This window comes from Acetobacter sp. JWB, from assembly GCF_003323795.1.
Lineage (GTDB): Bacteria > Pseudomonadota > Alphaproteobacteria > Acetobacterales > Acetobacteraceae > Acetobacter > Acetobacter oryzifermentans.
Map to the genome: position 1 here is coordinate 360,642 of NZ_CP030871.1, position 16,129 is coordinate 376,770.

The following is a 16,129-nucleotide window of genomic DNA, read 5'->3' on the forward strand; positions in this document are numbered from 1 at the left end:
GTGTTTTTGTAAAATAACCAGGCGGCTTTTTGAAAACCGCCTGGAAATTCCTGAAATTAAACTTTCAGAATGTCACCCAGCAGGGAGGTCACGCCATTGGTTGTGGCGTCCAGACCCGTCAGCAGGCCATCAGCAATCGTGGTCACGCCGCTTGTTGCAGCAGGAACCAGAGCATTAACCGTGCTGTTCACGCCGCCAAGAATGGTGGCCAGGCCAACATCCAGACCAGCCAGTGTGTCTGTCAGTGTGGTACCCAGAGCATCGCCCAGCGTACCGCCAGCAACCATAGCGATTTCGGAATCGTTCAGAGTTTTCATAGGTTTTCACCTTAGACCAAGAAAGTTGTGCCATTGCGGCAAACCTATATTCTGGCAAAATATATTTTCTGACAATAGTATAGTAAAGTAAATAACAGAAGAACACTTAAGAAATTAGACAAATAAAAAATTATATATTACACAATGCGTATTTATTTTGTTCACTAATACTTATCAAAAATAAATAATCAAATCAGGTATGTGATTTTTGCATTCATGAGCGCAGATAAAAAACCCTTACATTTTGTTGTGTTTTCATGAAATTTATATGGTGATTCTCAGATGTCAGATTCAAATACTATAGAAATTACCTTACCAAATCAGGATGTCTCTCTTTCTGGTGCATCTGCAATGACGGGTTCTAATTATTATAAAATTAGCAATCCATCTGATTATCATTTTACATTAGGCCTTTCGATTACCACATCTGATTTATACGCAACGTATGATCCAACAAATAAAGAAACAATTATCAGCACGGATCTTAACGCAGGTAGTGGTTATACAAACCAGAACCTTTACGTTGTGATACCAGATACAGCTACAGTTAGTAATCCGTTAAACATTACGCATAGCTTATCTGGGGCGTATCAAGTTACAAATATTACAACAGATGGAACGTATAGCGATACATTTGCATGCTTTTTGAAAGATTCATTCATAAAAATAGAAAATGGATATGTGCCGGTGCAGGATATTGTCCCCGGTAGAATGATTTCTGTTTTTATGGATGATAAAGAAGAACAAAAAGAAGTTGTATGGGCCGGAACAGCACGTGTTGTTGTTAATGGCAATTTGCCAGAAGATCAGGCCGGATATCCTGTACGTGTTTTAAAAAATTCTATTTCAGAAAACGTACCTTTTAAAGATATGTTGATAACATCTGAACATTGTCTGTTTGTGGAAGGAAAGTTTGTTCCTGCCCGTATGTTGGTAAATGGTCGATCCATTTATTATGATACAAGCGTGACATCTTATAATTACTACCATATTGAAACGGACAAACATTCCGTTATCATGGCAGATGGTATGCTGACTGAAAGCTATCTGGATACAGGAAATCGTCGTAACTTCCAGTCGGCTGGCAAAGTTATCAGAATTGGTGGCAAGCAGAAAAACTGGCAGCAAGATGCCGCTGCGCCATTGGGTGTTCAGCGTGAGTTTGTTGAACCAATTTTTCAAAAAATTGAAGAAAGAGCAAAAAATCTGGGAATTGAAAATCGCGCAGAACCAAAAATTCTTATTGAAGATCCAGATATTAAGCTCATTACAAATGCTGGGGCGACTATTTACCCCTTCAAAAAATCCGAGAACACTTACAGCTTCATGCTCCCAGCAGGGGTGGAAAGTGTGCGTGTGGTTTCTCGCTCCAGCCGCCCTTGTGATTCTATCGGCCCGTTTGTAGATGACCGCCGCCAAATGGGTGTTGCTGTTGGCAAAATCCATTTTGGTTCTATCCGGGCATCACAGCAGGTTACGGAGCATCTGGCGGCCTCTAAGCCAGAAGGGTGGCATGATATGGGGTGGCAAGATTGCGCATGGACAGATGGCAATGCTCTTTTGCCACTTCTTAACATTGCTACAAAAAAAATGGGTATTCTCAGTTTAGAAATTCGAGCATCCGGCCCGTATGTTGTGTGTGTCGATCAGCAGGAAGATGTAGCGCTGTCAGCATAATTTCTGCGGCAAGGTTTTTTGCCCGGCTTAACAAATAAAGCCCCAGCATCCTAAAAATGGATGCTGGGGCTCTAAATAAAACTTCGTTAGAAAAAGTGGAAGGCTTTAAGCTTCTAATCCACCATCTACCGGAATGGCCGCGCCTGTAATGTATTCAGCCTGTGGGCTGGCAAGAAAGGCAACTGTAGAGGCAATATCCGCCACCGTGCCATAAGCACCGGTCGCCACAAAGCTGCTGATCAGTTTTGCAACTTCGCCTTCAGCCGGGTTCATGTCCGTATCAATTGGGCCGGGTTCTACCACGTTGGCTGTAATGCCTTTTGGCCCAAGATCACGCGCAACACCCTTGGCAAAACCGCGTAGCGCAGCTTTTGTTGTGGCGTAAAGAGAAATACCGGGGAAGGGCGCGCGTGCACCAAAAGCAGAACCTATAAAAATAAGGCGGCCACCTTTTTGCATGTGCTTTGCGGCTTCTGCTGTTTCAATCATAACAGCACGCACATTCAGGTTGAGAACTTTTTCAATATCTTCAACGCTGGTTTCATGAATTGGGCCGTAAGGGAACATGCCCGCATTGCACACAAGCGCATCAATACGGCCAAAATCTGCAATGGTTTTGGCAATAACAGCCTTGTTGCCTTCTACTGTGGCTCCGTTGGCTTTAATGGTGATTGCCTTGCGGCCCAGTGCACGCACCTTTTGGGCAATTTTTTCAGCAGCATCTGCACTGTTGGCGTAAGAGAGGGCAATATCGTAGCCATCTTTTGCCAGAGCCTCAACAATAGCGGCACCAATGCCTCGGCTTCCGCCGGTTACAAGCGCAACACGGTTGCTCATAGTTTTTAACCTTTCTTTTGTTTTGTGTGGGCAGGATCAGGGTGCATTCAGGCCCAGCATCAGCCGGATGTTCTGTAACGCAGCACCAGATGCCCCTTTGCCCAGATTATCCAAACGGGCCGTAAGCAACGCCTGCCGGTTTTGGGTATTGGCATGCACGCGCAGTTCCATTCTGTCGCTTCCAGCAAGGGCTTCGGCAGAAAGTTTTGGCTCTGCGGCCAGCACACGCACATGGTCTTGCCCTGTGTAATGTTTTTCCAGAATGTTGTGCAGGTCTTCCCCGCTCACGTTTCCGTTCAGATCATCCAGATGCAGCGGAATGGAAACAATCATGCCGCGTGCAAAGTGCCCAACAGATGGCACAAAAACCGGCCTGCGCTTAAGTCCCGCGTGCTGGTGAATTTCGGGTACATGCTTATGCTCAAGCTTTAGGCCATACAGTTCAAATGCTGGGCCGCCATCGCGCTCATGTGCTTCAATCATGCTGCGGCCCCCGCCAGAATATCCGCTAATGGCGTTAATGCACACGGGGTAACGTGCGTCCATAATGCCAGCATCAAGCAATGGGCGCAGCAGGGCAATGGCCCCTGTGGGGTAACAACCGGGGTTGGCAACGCGGGGGGCAATGGCAATGGCTTCCGCCTGTCCGGCTTCTAGTTCGGGAAAACCATAAACCCAGCCGGGTGCTGTGCGGAAAGCTGTGCTGGCATCCAGAATGCGCGGCGCCGCATCGCCTAACTCGGCAGCCATTTCAACTGCCTCGCGCGATGCATCATCGGGCAGGCACAGCACAACCAGATCTGCGGCCTGCATGGCTTCCTTACGGGCGGCCGGGTCTTTCCGCTGTGCGTGATCTATGGAATGGAGTGTGACAGGCAAAGGGGCAAGGCGTTCGCGAATTTCAAGCCCTGTTGTGCCGGCTTCACCATCAATAAAGATTACGGGTTTCTGTGTCATGCCTTACCTCATTCTGGTTCTGGCGGCAGATTAGGCTTTCTGGCTGCTGCCGCATAGACGGCGCGGCTGTTTATGGCAAAATGCCATCATATCTTTTGCACCGGGCTGCGGTGTATGTATGCAAACCAAAGGCAGAAACAAGCATGGTCATTTCACCTACGCCAAGGCAACCGGCAGAAACCGCAAAACAGGGCAGCAGCCAACAGGCCGCATACGAACTGCAACGTCTGCTCGCCCTTATGGCCCGCTTGCGAGACCCCAAGGAAGGTTGCCCGTGGGATAGAGAGCAAACGCATGAAACCATAGCTCCCTATGCCATTGAAGAGGCGTATGAAGTGCTGGATGCCATACAAAAACAGGATTGGAATGCGTTTCCCGATGAACTGGGAGATCTGCTGTTACAGGTGGTGTATCAGGCCCAGCTTGCACAGGAAGAAGGGCAGTTTGATTTTGCAACCGTAGCACGCATGATTACGGAAAAGATGATCCGCCGCCACCCGCATGTGGTGTTTGGTGCCGATGTGCTGGAAGATCAAACCGTAACTGATTCTCCTAAGCCAAAACAGGACATTCCCGGCCAGTGGGAAATGCTAAAAGAGCAGGAACGCCGCCGCAATGCCGGGCAGAAGAATGGCAGAGGGGCAGCAGTGCCAGGAGCCTTGGCTGGTGTGCCGCCAGCATTGCCTGCGTTATTGCGCGCTTCCAAATTGGCTGCACGGGCTGCCCGTGTGGGGTTTGATTGGCCAGATATTTCTGGCGTAGTGGCCAAGGTTCATGAGGAAATTGAAGAGTTTTCTGTTGAACTGGGAGCTGGCAACCGTGAACGCATGCAGGATGAGCTTGGCGATATTTTGTTTTCTATTGCCAGTTTGGCACGGCGGCTAAAGCTGGATCCGGAAGCCTGCTTGCGTCAAGCGTGTGACAAATTCACCCGTAGGTTTGAAGGGGTAGAGGCTGTTCTGGCAGAGCAGGGGCTTTCTATGTCTGACCAAAGTGTAGAAGTGCTTGATGATATTTGGAAAAGTGTCAAAAAACTAGAAGCAGAAAACAAAAAATAATGCTTGCCGCGGGTGGGCTTGGCATATCCCTCATGTGGGGCAGCCTGTTACGGCATGCCCCGTGCAATAGAGTATTAGTCTGTCAGGCTTTGGCCTTTTTTTGTGAGGTCACTGCACAGCTTTACGCGCTTGGAAAGGTCAAGCGTGGCAATATCAAAGGGTTTGGATGTGCTGTTTTGCAGTAGCCCTTGCCCGCCCAAAGAGTAACCTTGATCGTTTCGTACATCAGGCCGTTTGGAAAGATTGCGTGCAACGCTGCGTGGTGTGGTGCCAGAGGCATAATTTTTATGCACGCAATAGGAAAGCAGTCCCGCCACATTTCCGGTGCTTGCGTTTTCTATTGATGGCAGGCCGCCTTCTCCCAAAACGCCGGGAGTGGAGGTGGTAGAGGTGCCCGAGACATTGCCCACAACCTGCGCACCATTAGTAGGGGCAGAAGCCGGATGAGCAGGATCTGTTACCGGAAGGGAACCGGCAGGAGTGGCTGGGAATGTGGTGCCTGCTGGAAGATGAGAAGGCATGTCCTGTGCTTGTGCCATGCTTGCGGCGCTTAGCCCCAGAATACAGCTTGCAGCCATTATTGTTTTTTTAGTGGAGAACATTTAGATAGCCCTTTCAAAATTTTCCATACAACAGGTCTTATTCAAAAAGTGCCGCTACCTTTTTGTAATAAAAGCTCAATAGCGGGTTCTGCCTACTAGAATGCACCAGAGCGGGAAAAGTTCTTTTTGAGTGTCATCCGCCAGATATTTCTGTGGCGTTGCTGTCATGATGTTTTTGAAAAGTTTGTGCTATAAAAAGGAAAGGCCCGGCAGAACCGGGCCTTTCTGAAACATATAAATATTTTGTGAAGCCGGGCCTCAGGCTTTTGGGGCCTCAGGCTTTGCATCCTGTGCCAGATATTCCATCAGACGGCGAGAAAAGGCATTTACATCCTTGGGTGTCTCACCATTCTGGATACTGGCAACATCCAGCAGGATATGGGCCAGAGTATCTACCTTTTCCCCCGCTTTTACCTTTTGCGCCAGCGTGTGCACGATAGGATGAGCCGGGTTGAGTTCCAGAATGGGTGCAGCTTCTGGCATGCTCTGCCCACTGCGTTGCATGAGCTTGCGCAATTGCAGATCAGGCCCACCTTCTGGCGCACTCAACACCATTGCGCTGGAAACCAGACGGTCTGTGGCGCATACGTCTGAAACATCTTGCCCTAGTGCGTCCTTCAGAGCTGGAATCAGAGTTTCCATATCTGCTTTTTCGGCTGATGTTTCTTCTGGCGCGCCAAATTTTTCCAGATCAGTCATACCCTGTGCCACGTTGCGCAGGGTTTTGCCCTCATACGTGCCCAGACGATCCGGCCAGAAGGAATCCACTGGGTCAGACAACAGCAGCACTTCCACACCGCGCGCCTTGAAGCCTTCAATCTGCGGAGATGCTGCCAGCACTTCTGCGCTGTCACCCGTTACGTAGTAGATGGCATCCTGTTCTGGCTTCATGCGGCTGACATACTCATCCAGAGATGTCAGACCATCCACGGCGCTGGAACGGAAGCGGCTGAGTGCGGCAACTTCTGTACGGTGTGCGGGGTCATCCCACATGCCTTCTTTCAGAACTGGGCCAAAGTTTTCCCAAAATGCTGCATAGTTTTCGGCATCTTTGGCGCGGGTTTTGAGCTCACCCATCACCTTGCTTGTAACAGCCTTGCGGATACGGGCCAGAACAGGTGTGGCCTGCAACATTTCGCGCGAGACGTTAAGTGGCAGATCTTCCGTATCTACAACACCCTGCACAAAGCGCAGCCATGGCGGCAGAATTTCGGCTTCATCGGTAATAAACATGCGGCGCACATGCAGGCGCAGCTTGCTTTCACGCGTTTGTTCCGCAAATTCAAAAGGCCGCATGGAAGGGATAAACAGCAGGGCTGCAAATTCAATGGTGCCTTCTGCGCGCCAATGCAACGTATCCCACGGTTTATCAAAATTATGGGTGAGATGGCGGTAGAATTCTTCTAGCTGTTCTTCTGTAATTTCACTTTTTGGTTTTAGCCAAAGGGCCTTGCCTTCGTTGGCTGTTTCTTCTTTGCCATCATGCAGAATGGTAACAGGCCATGCAATATTGTCCGACCATTTGCGGATAACAGTTTGCAGACGGGTAGGATCCAGAAACTCTTCAGCGTCAGACTTGATGTGCAGGGTAATATCTGTGCCCGGCTTGTCCCGCGTGGCGGGTTCCAGTGTGTAAGATCCACGCCCATCAGAAGTCCAGCGCCATGCTTCATCAGATCCGGCACGGCGAGAAACCACATCCACTTTATCCGCCACCATAAAGGCCGCATAAAAGCCTACGCCAAACTGACCAATCAGGCTGGGGCGATCTTCGGGTTTTGCGTTTTCAAGCTGCTGGCCAAAAGCACGGGTGCCAGAGCGGGCAATGGTGCCAAGGTTGTTAATCAATTCTTCCTTGGTCATGCCCGAACCATCATCGGTAATGGTTAACAGGCGCGCATCTTTGTCAGGGTTAATGTGAATTTTGGCATCTTCTGGCAGGGCGCGGGCACTATCTGTCAGGGCTTCAAAGCGTCTGCGGTCTGTGGCGTCTGCCGCGTTGGCCACCAGTTCGCGCAGGAAAATTTCTCTTTCAGAATAGAGAGAGTGGACAACCAGATCCAGCATCCGCCCAACTTCTGCACTAAACTCCCGCGTTTCGGCATTGGGTGTGGTGTTCTGGGTTGTTTCTGTCATGTTTACGTCCTGTAATGCATTGTTTGCTTTTATGTGATTATCAGATGTGGTGGTTAAGCCGCATTTTCAATATCCACCCCGTGAGATAATACGCATGCTTCTTTTCTATAAACCGTGAGATGCGGGAAAGAGCTTCAACAGTTTTTCTGTAACACGCGCCAATGCGTTGGAGAGCGGAGCAAAGCCTGCGTGGCAGATGTGGGTTTCTTCATCCATGTACAGGTTTCTACGCATTTCAATTTGCAGGGCATGCAGGTTTTGCTGCGGTCTGCCGTAATGGCGAGTGATATATCCGCCCGCATAAGGCTGGTTGCGCGTGGTACGAAAGCCTAAATTCTGCAAGGTTTGTTCGGCTGCGCTGATAATATCTGGGTGGCATGTGGTACCGTGGGCATCGCCCAATACAAAGTCTGGGCAGGCAGTTTCTGGCATATCGGGCATGGAATGTAAGTCTAGCAGCAGGCAGATGCCGTGTTTTGCGCGTGTTTTTTCCAGCATATCGGCCAATGCTGCGTGGTAAGGCATCCAGTAATGGCGGATGCGCAAGGCGGCTTCCATAAAGGGCAGACGGTGCCAGTAAATGGGTTTTCTGTTACCTACGATGCGCGGAATGGAGCCAAGGCCAGCAAGACCACGCTCTGTAGGACGCACAAAAGCGGGAATGGGGCCGTGAAACATGCGGGTATCCAGATCCCACGCGCCACGATTTACATCGCAAAACACACGAGGGAAGGTAGCATGCAGCAAAGCAGGCCCTAGCGCGTGTGCCTGTTCTGCCAAAAGGTGAATATGGCTATCCTCTCCACTACGTAAGACAGAAAGCGGCTGACGGGCGTTTTGCACAAAGGTTTCTGGATAAAACTGCCCGGAATGCGGAGAAGCCAGCACAATAGGCGCGCCCACGGTACCTTGCACCTCAAACGGAGCAGGGGAGATAGCCCGGCCTGCCTGATCTGGCAAATCTGTCTGTGGTGCGTTTTCCAGCAAACGTGCCAAATGGCGAGGCAGCAGGGAGTGGGCAAGATTTTTCATGTTGCCGCTATTCTAAGGGGTTGCGTTTGCCACGCAAGAAGGATAAAAGGCGGCCCACGGTTACAGATGGGCGCATAGCTCAGCGGTAGAGCACTATCTTGACATGGTAGGGGTCACAGGTTCAATCCCTGTTGCGCCCACCATCTGTTACCCGGCAGTTTCTGCGGATTTTGAGCATAATTCTCCCTAAAAAATCATATTCTATGAGTGGCATTAATTACCATTATTCGGTGCCTATACTCGTGCCAGATCCGTACCACTCAGAAGTAAAGTGAATTGCTCCGGGTTTTGTGGAGACAGCAAGACCCAGAGCCATTCACCCAGATTCAAGATGAGCCACCTCAAATTTTCCGACCAGCTTTACCCTTGAAATCCCTCCCATAGTCCGCCCTGCTTTACGATGGCGGCAATAACAGCACGCAACAGCGAGTTATCGTTCAGCAACTGTTTGCCCATTTTTTCATGAGCTTCCATCAGCTCAATGGTCGCGTTCAGCCCTTCTTCCTGAAGATCAGGTGAGTTGGCGAACTGATCTTTTGTGTTCGCCGTTGCCTGCTCCCGCAATTTTTCTGATTCTGCCAACTTGGTTTCCAGCCCAGTGACAAACGCCACCTTGTCACCATCTGTCAGATCGCCCTGGAACAGATCATTGATCGCGTCAATGATGCGGGAAAGCTGCACCTTCACTTTGTCCTGCGGTTGTCCCGAACCGGCTTCCTTTATCGGTTCCAGCCCATCACCGGTTTCGTTCTTCAGTCCAAGCTTCTGCTTGCCAAGGTCTTTCATACGGTGATGCGTCAAACGCAAAGTCGTCGTATCAATGGTTTCACGCTCACGGTCGAACTTCAGCAGAGGCCACAGCATTTTTGCGAACAGGTAAAGCTTTTCATAATCCGGATTGCCATAGTTCAGCATCTGACTGAAAAACTCGTACATCCGCACGTAAGATGCCAGATCACTCCGGAACTGGGCCAGTCCGTCAATCCGCTCCTTCGCTTCCTTCCATTCCTGTGAGCCTTCCGGTTCGTCCTGAATGATTTTCCGTGCCTCGCGATAGCGGCCCAGTACACGGGAACTGACAGGCACAATGGCCGCGTCAAGCTGCTGCTGTGACGCTTTGGGGTTTGCGAGGATATGAGCCACCCGATCCACTTCAGGCTGATCATACAACCCGGCATCATCTAGCTTGTGGCGCAGGTTCACCACGCAGTTCGGGTCACTGAGGTCCGCCAGTTCGGCCTTCGTGTAATATTGCTGGAACGCCTTGAGGATGTCTTCGGGATCGTTCTCGAAGTCGACAACGAAGGTCATGTCCTTGCCCGGATAGCAGCGGTTCAAGCGCGAAAGCGTCTGCACGGCCTGAATCCCGCCGAGCTTACGATCCACATACATGCCGCATAGCAATGGCTGATCGAAACCCGTCTGGAACTTGTTCGCCACGATCAGAATCCGCCATGGATCTTCGGCAAAAACTTCCCTCAGGTCGCGCCCTTTGAGTGCCGGGTTGATATTGCTTTCCGTAAAGGGCTCCGGGCCACTTTCCGGGTCATCCACTTCGCCCGAGAATGCTGCGAGAAGCCCGAAGGGATAATGCTTTTCCTTCACATAACGATCCATAGCCAGTTTCCAGCGCACGGCCTCCTTGCGGCTGGCCGTTACGACCATAGCGCGTGCCTTGCCGCCAAGGAGAGGCTGCACATTTTGGCGGAAGTGCTCCACCACAATCTGCACGCGCGCGGCGATGTTGGTGGGATGCAGGCGTACCCACTTCATCAGCGCTTTCTTTGCCTCCGAAGCCTCGACTTCTGTGTCATCCAGAATCTGCCCGTTCTGGCTCAGGCGAAATGCCTGTTTCCAGGACACGTAATTCTGCAACACATCGAGGATAAAGCCTTCTTCGATAGCCTGCCGCATGGAATAGACATGGAACGCCTCAGGCTTATTGTTTTTGCTCTTGGGCTGATCCGGATGCGACAAGCGCCCGAACAGTTCCAGCGTTTTGGCCTTTGGCGTAGCCGTGAACGCAATGAAGGAAATGCCAGCGTCTGCTGCCGTCCTCTGCGCCATTTCCGCCGCCAGCAGGTCTTCCGTGCTGATCTCCCCACCGTCCGCAAGCTCCGCCAGTTCACCGGCGGAAAGAGCAGCCTTGAGTTTACTGGCCGAAGTGCCGGTCTGGGAGGAATGAGCTTCATCAGCAATCACGACGAAATGCTTGCCCTCGGCTGCCGCAAGCTTACGGATTTCTTCCAGAGCGAATGGAAAGGTCTGAATCGTGCAGATGATGATTTTCTTGCCGGTATGCAAGGCCGCCGCAAGTTCTTGGCTCTTGCTGCCCCCGTTGCCAGAGATCGACGCCACCACCCCACGCGTGCGCTCGAAGCTCTCAATGGTTTCCGAAAGCTGCCGATCCAGCACGGTACGGTCTGACACCACGATGACCGTATCGAACAGCTTGTGATTATGAGCGTCATGCAGGTCGGACAGAAAATGTGCCGTCCATGCGATGGAGTTTGTCTTGCCTGAACCGGCAGAGTGCTGGATTAGGTAACGCTGCCCCGGCCCTTCCTCCAGAATAGTGGAAACCAGCAGCCGTGTGGCGGCAAGCTGATGATAGCGCGGAAAGATCCAGCCCGCGATCTTCCCCTTTTTCTTCACCGGAATGACGTAGCGGCCTAGAATATCCAGCCATGAGTCAGGCTGCCAGATCTCCTGCCACAGATACGCCGTAGTGCCGGGATTGCCCGCACCGCCAGCGTTCCCTTGGTTGAACGGCAGGAAGCGGCTGTGCGCGCCATCCAGATGCGTGCACATCATCACATCGCTGTTGCTGACAGCAAAATGCACGACCGCGCCACCAGGTACCGAAAGCAGAGGCTCCGCAGGCTTTCCCGGCGGTTTTGGTAGGCGGTCTGAGCAGTACTGTTCCACCGCATCCTGAATTGACTGCGTGTAGTTTGATTTCAGTTCGGCGGTCGCAACCGGAACGCCATTCAGAAACAGCACCAGATCCAGCTCATTGCCGTTACTGGACGAGTAACGCACCTGTCGTACAACGCGCAGGCGATTGGCGTCATAACGATGCTGCAAATGCGGGTTCATTGTTAGAGCCGGACGGAACTGACAGATTTTCAGTGTTTTTGTCAGTCCGATAATGTCCAGCCCGTCCCGCAGAACAACCAGCGCGCCCCGTGTGTTCAGCGCATCCCGCACCCGCTGGCACAACACGGCGTCCGCCGAGCTGCCATGCGTTTTCTCCAGCGTCTCCCACGCCTCGGGCTCGCATTCGCGCACCCATGCCAGCAGGTCTTCAGGGAACAACGCCAGCCCTACGTCATATCGGGCCGCCGAGCCTTCCTCGTAAAGCCAGCCAGAGCGCCCAAGGTAATCGCAGATTTCGGATTCTAGATGGTGTTCCTTGTGAAGATCGGTCATTCAGCTGCATCCTCTGTGGGAAGAGCATCAAGCTGACGATTTTCCCATTCTTTATAAGTGATCCCAGAGTGGACCTGATGCCACTTGTCCGGGCCATTCGCGGGACGTCCATAGATGATTGCGGCAGCCGCACTTGGGCTGGAAAAAGCATAATCTTTCACAAATACAGCGGACTGACCCTCAGATCTTATAACACCGCCTCTCTCCAGTTCATCACGTAGTGGGTGATAGCTCGTTCCTTCCTTCCCTTGCCAACACGGGTAGAGGCGAGAACCGGTGAGAACGATAAATTCGCCATCCTGTAAGACAGCATGCGCCTCGATTTCATATTTCGGATATTTGAGAATGAACTCTGGCTCTAAATCTGAGCTTTGTTCATTTACCGCGATTGCTTGTCTGGTGACAGCAGAAGTCGTTGAGCCCGCCGGACGGCTACGCTGAATGAACATATCCACCCGGATAGCAGGCAAAACCACCATCAGACTGGCAAGAAACGCTTCCATTTTGGCGATATCCGCTTCCGTCAGCCCCGGCAGCTTTGGGGAGTTGCCGTTGTGTAGCGGTGTATGTCCGATCTCCCGCGCCATAGCGATAAGCCGCGCTTCCAGATACTTTACATGCGCCTTGTTTAGCCGGTTAGCGCTGGCCGATACCAGAACGGCTGTTTCCCACCAGTCCTTATCACTCGCTGCCGCGTGTTGCTTGAGTCTGACACCAAGATCCTCGGCCTCCCCAATATAGGCGAAGTCTTCTCCTTCTTTCTCACCCAGCAGCAGGTAAACCCCGGCGTAACCAGCTTCCTCCCGTTTGAGCGCCTCCGTCAGGCGCGTACGAGGCGTGACGAACACATGCCCCGTCCAGTTGAAGAGTTCAGCGGTGATCATCCCGTCCGGATGACCGTCGATATAAAAAAGCTCCAGAGAACGGCCTTTGGTGTCGATCATGCTGCGAGGGCCTTGTTCTGGGCGCGAACGTCAATCTTGCCGGTTACGGCAGCAGAGATGAGGGCGGCGCGGCGTTCTTTACAAAGAGTCAGCATCGTTTTCTGTTCAGCAATCAAAGTATCAATCTTACTGCACGTAAGGTCCAGAAAGCTGGCGATTGCCTGCTGATCGGGGAGTGGCGGGAGATAAACAGAGAAATCCCGAACGAACCGTTCTGAAACACGTTTTTGGCCACCGGCTCCATACATAGACGCTTCAGCAGGTTTTCTAAAAATATCTGACTGAAAAAAACGAAAAAGATATTCGGGAATAACGCGCGACGGTACAGATCTGGCAACTATAAGCTCGGTTGTTCCAAAGCCAATTCCTCGAAGCAATTTTTTAACCACAGCACCTTTCCCGTTTTCAAAGCATGGCGTTATCTTTGCAAAAACAATGTCCATATCTCTGAAATACGTATAGCCATTCTGGACGTCGGAAATTTTTCGTTTTTGCTCGAGGTTGATCGTTCCATCGTCTCTGATAGCTTCCATGGGAAGAAAAGAAACTTCTTCGTTTAATGGGATATAGGAAATTTCTGTTTTTGAGGGATTAAACTGAGCTACGAAACGAAGGCGAGAGCAATCCCACCCTTCCGGCACCATCCCGATCCACGGGATGCCTGATTCCTTCATAGGAGCGTTGGGGTTCAGGCCTTTTGTGACGGCGTGGGAGATGACGGCCTGCCGCTTTTCCGCAAGGAGGGCAATCAGCCGTTCCTGTTCGGCAATCAGGGCGTCAATCTTCCCGCACTCGCGGTCCAGAAAGCTGGCTATTGCCTGCTGTTCGGGAAGTGGTGGAATTGGCACAACAATTCTATTCATGTTATTTTGTGTAAGTTTATCTCGAGTTGAGCCCTCAATGTACGAAGAATATTCAACGCAATTAAGAGAATACACTAGAAACTTTGGAGAAAAATTTTCAAAAACCTTCAATACATGTACATGATTATTGGGCCATATAGGTTCATTTATATAAAAAGATACTTCCTTTGTCTTATCAAAAAAAGGAGCACCATCCTCTCCAAGCAAAATTAATTCTTGATTAAATAAAAATTCGTCAACAAAATCAACAATACAGTTAGCCCCCCAATAAGGAATATCTCCTTTTTTATAGCTCCGTTCCTCTTTATTAAGAGGAATACGTTTCCCATCGAGACAGTGAGCCAAGTAGCGAAGAGGAGATATTATCCACCCAACCGGAATCTCCCCAATCCACTCAACCCCACTGTTCTTATAAGCCGGATACTTCGGGAAACTCATACCGAAAGCTCCTCAAGCATCGCCATGATTTTTGCGGTTACCTCTTTCAAATCCGCATCAATCTCCTCAAGCGGGCGCGGTGGCTCGAACACATAGAAATATCGGTTGAACGGAATTTCGTAGCCGATCTTTGTCTTGTCCTCATCAATCCACGCATCTGGGGCATGGGGCAGCACTTCGCGTTTGAAATAGGCGTGAATGTCCTCATTCAGCGGCACGTTTTCCGTATCGCGCAAGCTGGTATCGGGCATTTTCTTGCCCTTCATCTTACCACGCTGGCCGAGGACGATGTTGCCATCTTCATCGCGTTGCGGGCGCTCCACGGTGATGGTCTGATAACCGAAATCCTTGTTATTGAAGATGCGGCTCAACGGCGCGAGCCGGACCTTGCCGCCTTCGGGCGCTTCCGGTGGCGTCTCGCCCTGCGTTACGACTGCGCATGTCTGCGTGCCGTTCGCACCGGTGATGGTGGCAAGCTGTGCCTCCTGCGCATCGCGGAACAGGCGAGTGACAAGGGTGATGTCGTCCTCTCCCATTTCCTTGCGTTTAGAGCCGAGGCTTTTGCGCATTTTCTGCCAGAAGGAGGAGGCATCGATCAGTTGCACCTTGCCCTTACGGTTCTTGGGCTTGCGGTTGGTTAGCACCCAGACATAGGTGGCGATGCCAGTGTTGAAGAACATATCGGTCGGCAGTGCGATAATGGCTTCGACCAGATCATCTTCCAGAACGAAGCGCCGGATTTCGGACTCACCGGAACCAGCTGCGCCCGTGAACAGGGGGGAGCCGTTCAGCACAATGCCGAAGCGTGAACCACCGTCCTTTGTCGGGCGCATCTTGTGGACAAGGTGGAGCAGGAACAGCATGGAGCCATCCGAGATACGTGGCAGGCCGGGGCCGAAGCGCCCGTTATAACCCAGCTTTTCATGCTCGGCCCGAACGGTTTTCTCAACCTTCTTCCACTCTACACCGAAGGGCGGGTTGGAGAGCATGTAATCGAATTTGTAGTCCGCCAGCTCATCATCGGACAGTGTGTTACCCAGACGGATATTGCTGACATCCTGATTACGGATCAGCATGTCAGCCTTACAGATGGCATAAGATTCGGGGTTCAGCTCCTGCCCGAACATGGTCAGGCGGGCGTCCGGATTGTGGTCGAGCAGGAACTCTTCCGCGACAGAGAGCATGCCGCCGGTGCCAGCAGTGGGGTCATAGATGGTGCGGACGGCCGCGTTGCCGGGGGTCAGCAGGCCATCATCCTCGGCAAAGATGAGGTTCACCATGAGTTTGATGACTTCGCGCGGGGTGAAGTGCTCACCAGCGGTCTCGTTGGAGGCTTCCGAAAATTTACGGATCAGTTCCTCGAACACCTGCCCCATCTGGTGGTTATCAACGGCCTTGTCGCTGAGGTCGAAGCTGATGAATTTTTCGAGTACCAGATAGAGGAGATTGGCTTTGGCCAGCCGATCTGTCTGTTCGGTAAAGCGGAAGTGGTCGAAGATGTCACGGGCGGCGGGAGAGAAAGCGTTGATATAAGCCGAAAGGTTCTGGGTCAGGTTATCCGGATCGCCCAGCACGCTTTTCAGCGTGAAGTCAGACGTATTTACGAACCGCAGACCTGCGGCTTTCTCCATGAAAGACATTGGGTCGATCCCTTTGCTCTCCCACTTCTCCTTTTCCTTCAGCACCTTGTCACGGGTTGGAGCCAGAACGGCATCAAGGCGGCGCAGAACGGTAAAGGGCAGGATGACCCGACCGTATTCGGCTGGTTTGAAATCGCCTCGCAGGAGATCGGCGACCTGCCAAATCATGGAGGAGAGGGAAGCAGTGCGGGGTGTC

The 16,129-nt window shown here is 51.5% G+C and carries 12 protein-coding genes and 1 tRNA gene; 3 read left to right on the forward strand and 10 right to left on the reverse strand.

Features of this window, described 5'->3' with window-relative positions; genetic code table 11:
* Positions 1-56 precede the first annotated feature (56 nt).
* Complete coding sequence (locus tag DS739_RS01735; protein ID WP_006116875.1) at positions 57-317, reverse strand: hypothetical protein; 261 nt, start codon at positions 315-317, stop codon at positions 57-59.
* Between the two features lie 282 nt (positions 318-599).
* Between DS739_RS01735 and DS739_RS01740 the strand changes: the two genes are divergently transcribed.
* Positions 600-1,994 (forward strand): Hint domain-containing protein, encoded by a 1,395-nt coding sequence (locus DS739_RS01740; protein ID WP_006116876.1) that lies wholly within the window; start codon positions 600-602, stop codon positions 1,992-1,994.
* A 105-nt stretch (positions 1,995-2,099) separates the two neighbouring features.
* Here DS739_RS01740 and DS739_RS01745 read toward each other — a convergent pair whose 3' ends face one another.
* Positions 2,100-2,831, reverse strand: coding sequence for an SDR family NAD(P)-dependent oxidoreductase (locus DS739_RS01745; protein ID WP_006116877.1), 732 nt, complete (start codon positions 2,829-2,831; stop codon positions 2,100-2,102).
* Between the two features lie 36 nt (positions 2,832-2,867).
* The gene (argC, locus tag DS739_RS01750; protein WP_006116878.1) at positions 2,868-3,788 is read right to left on the reverse strand and encodes an N-acetyl-gamma-glutamyl-phosphate reductase; all 921 of its coding nucleotides are present in this window, start codon (positions 3,786-3,788) and stop codon (positions 2,868-2,870) included.
* Positions 3,789-3,931: 143 nt separating this feature from the next.
* Here argC and mazG point away from each other — a divergent pair, with 143 nt between their 5' ends.
* On the forward strand, positions 3,932-4,846 hold the full coding sequence (gene mazG, locus DS739_RS01755; RefSeq protein WP_050793161.1) for a nucleoside triphosphate pyrophosphohydrolase: 915 nt from the start codon (positions 3,932-3,934) through the stop codon (positions 4,844-4,846).
* A 74-nt stretch (positions 4,847-4,920) separates the two neighbouring features.
* Here the strand turns inward: mazG and DS739_RS01760 are convergent, their stop codons facing one another.
* From DS739_RS01760 to DS739_RS01770, 3 genes are all read right to left on the reverse strand, one after another.
* Positions 4,921-5,448 (reverse strand): DUF2501 domain-containing protein, encoded by a 528-nt coding sequence (locus DS739_RS01760; protein WP_006116880.1) that lies wholly within the window; start codon positions 5,446-5,448, stop codon positions 4,921-4,923.
* Positions 5,449-5,706: 258 nt separating this feature from the next.
* Complete coding sequence (gene htpG, locus DS739_RS01765; RefSeq protein WP_006116881.1) at positions 5,707-7,584, reverse strand: molecular chaperone HtpG; 1,878 nt, start codon at positions 7,582-7,584, stop codon at positions 5,707-5,709.
* Between the two features lie 105 nt (positions 7,585-7,689).
* Positions 7,690-8,616: an N-formylglutamate amidohydrolase gene (locus DS739_RS01770; RefSeq protein WP_006116882.1), complete on the reverse strand. Its 927-nt coding sequence runs from the start codon at positions 8,614-8,616 to the stop codon at positions 7,690-7,692.
* Positions 8,617-8,684: 68 nt separating this feature from the next.
* Here DS739_RS01770 and DS739_RS01775 point away from each other — a divergent pair.
* Positions 8,685-8,759 (forward strand) — tRNA-Val (locus tag DS739_RS01775).
* A 217-nt stretch (positions 8,760-8,976) separates the two neighbouring features.
* Here the strand turns inward: DS739_RS01775 and DS739_RS01780 are convergent.
* The 4 genes from DS739_RS01780 to DS739_RS01795 are packed head-to-tail and all read right to left on the reverse strand — an operon-like array spanning position 8,977 to position 16,101.
* Complete coding sequence (locus DS739_RS01780) at positions 8,977-12,048, reverse strand: type I restriction endonuclease subunit R (RefSeq protein ID WP_006116883.1); 3,072 nt, start codon at positions 12,046-12,048, stop codon at positions 8,977-8,979.
* Positions 12,045-12,992, reverse strand: coding sequence for a GIY-YIG nuclease family protein (locus DS739_RS01785; protein WP_035351277.1), 948 nt, complete (start codon positions 12,990-12,992; stop codon positions 12,045-12,047). Before DS739_RS01785 ends, DS739_RS01780 begins: the two co-directional genes overlap by 4 nt.
* Positions 12,989-14,293, reverse strand: a complete 1,305-nt coding sequence (locus DS739_RS01790) for a restriction endonuclease subunit S (RefSeq protein WP_006116884.1) — start codon at positions 14,291-14,293, stop codon at positions 12,989-12,991. The genes DS739_RS01785 and DS739_RS01790 overlap by 4 nt, the downstream gene beginning before the upstream one ends.
* Entirely contained in the window at positions 14,290-16,101 is a 1,812-nt protein-coding gene (locus tag DS739_RS01795) for a class I SAM-dependent DNA methyltransferase (RefSeq protein ID WP_035351275.1), read from the reverse strand. Before DS739_RS01795 ends, DS739_RS01790 begins: the two co-directional genes overlap by 4 nt.
* Positions 16,102-16,129 lie beyond the last annotated feature (28 nt).

Excerpts from the sequence above, each read along its gene's own strand:
- DS739_RS01745 (WP_006116877.1), bottom strand. The coding sequence starts at position 2,831 with ATGAGCAACCGTGTTGCGCTTGTAACCGGCGGAAGCCGAGGCATTGGT.
- DS739_RS01770 (WP_006116882.1), bottom strand. The coding sequence starts at position 8,616 with ATGAAAAATCTTGCCCACTCCCTGCTGCCTCGCCATTTGGCACGTTTG.
- argC (WP_006116878.1), bottom strand. The coding sequence starts at position 3,788 with ATGACACAGAAACCCGTAATCTTTATTGATGGTGAAGCCGGCACAACA.
- DS739_RS01760 (WP_006116880.1), bottom strand. The coding sequence starts at position 5,448 with ATGTTCTCCACTAAAAAAACAATAATGGCTGCAAGCTGTATTCTGGGG.
- DS739_RS01735 (WP_006116875.1), bottom strand. The coding sequence starts at position 317 with ATGAAAACTCTGAACGATTCCGAAATCGCTATGGTTGCTGGCGGTACG.
- DS739_RS01780 (WP_006116883.1), bottom strand. The coding sequence starts at position 12,048 with ATGACCGATCTTCACAAGGAACACCATCTAGAATCCGAAATCTGCGAT.
- DS739_RS01785 (WP_035351277.1), bottom strand. The coding sequence starts at position 12,992 with ATGATCGACACCAAAGGCCGTTCTCTGGAGCTTTTTTATATCGACGGT.
- htpG (WP_006116881.1), bottom strand. The coding sequence starts at position 7,584 with ATGACAGAAACAACCCAGAACACCACACCCAATGCCGAAACGCGGGAG.
- mazG (WP_050793161.1), top strand. The coding sequence starts at position 3,932 with ATGGTCATTTCACCTACGCCAAGGCAACCGGCAGAAACCGCAAAACAG.
- DS739_RS01740 (WP_006116876.1), top strand. The coding sequence starts at position 600 with ATGTCAGATTCAAATACTATAGAAATTACCTTACCAAATCAGGATGTC.
- DS739_RS01790 (WP_006116884.1), bottom strand. The coding sequence starts at position 14,293 with ATGAGTTTCCCGAAGTATCCGGCTTATAAGAACAGTGGGGTTGAGTGG.
- DS739_RS01795 (WP_035351275.1), bottom strand. The coding sequence starts at position 16,101 with ATGATTTGGCAGGTCGCCGATCTCCTGCGAGGCGATTTCAAACCAGCC.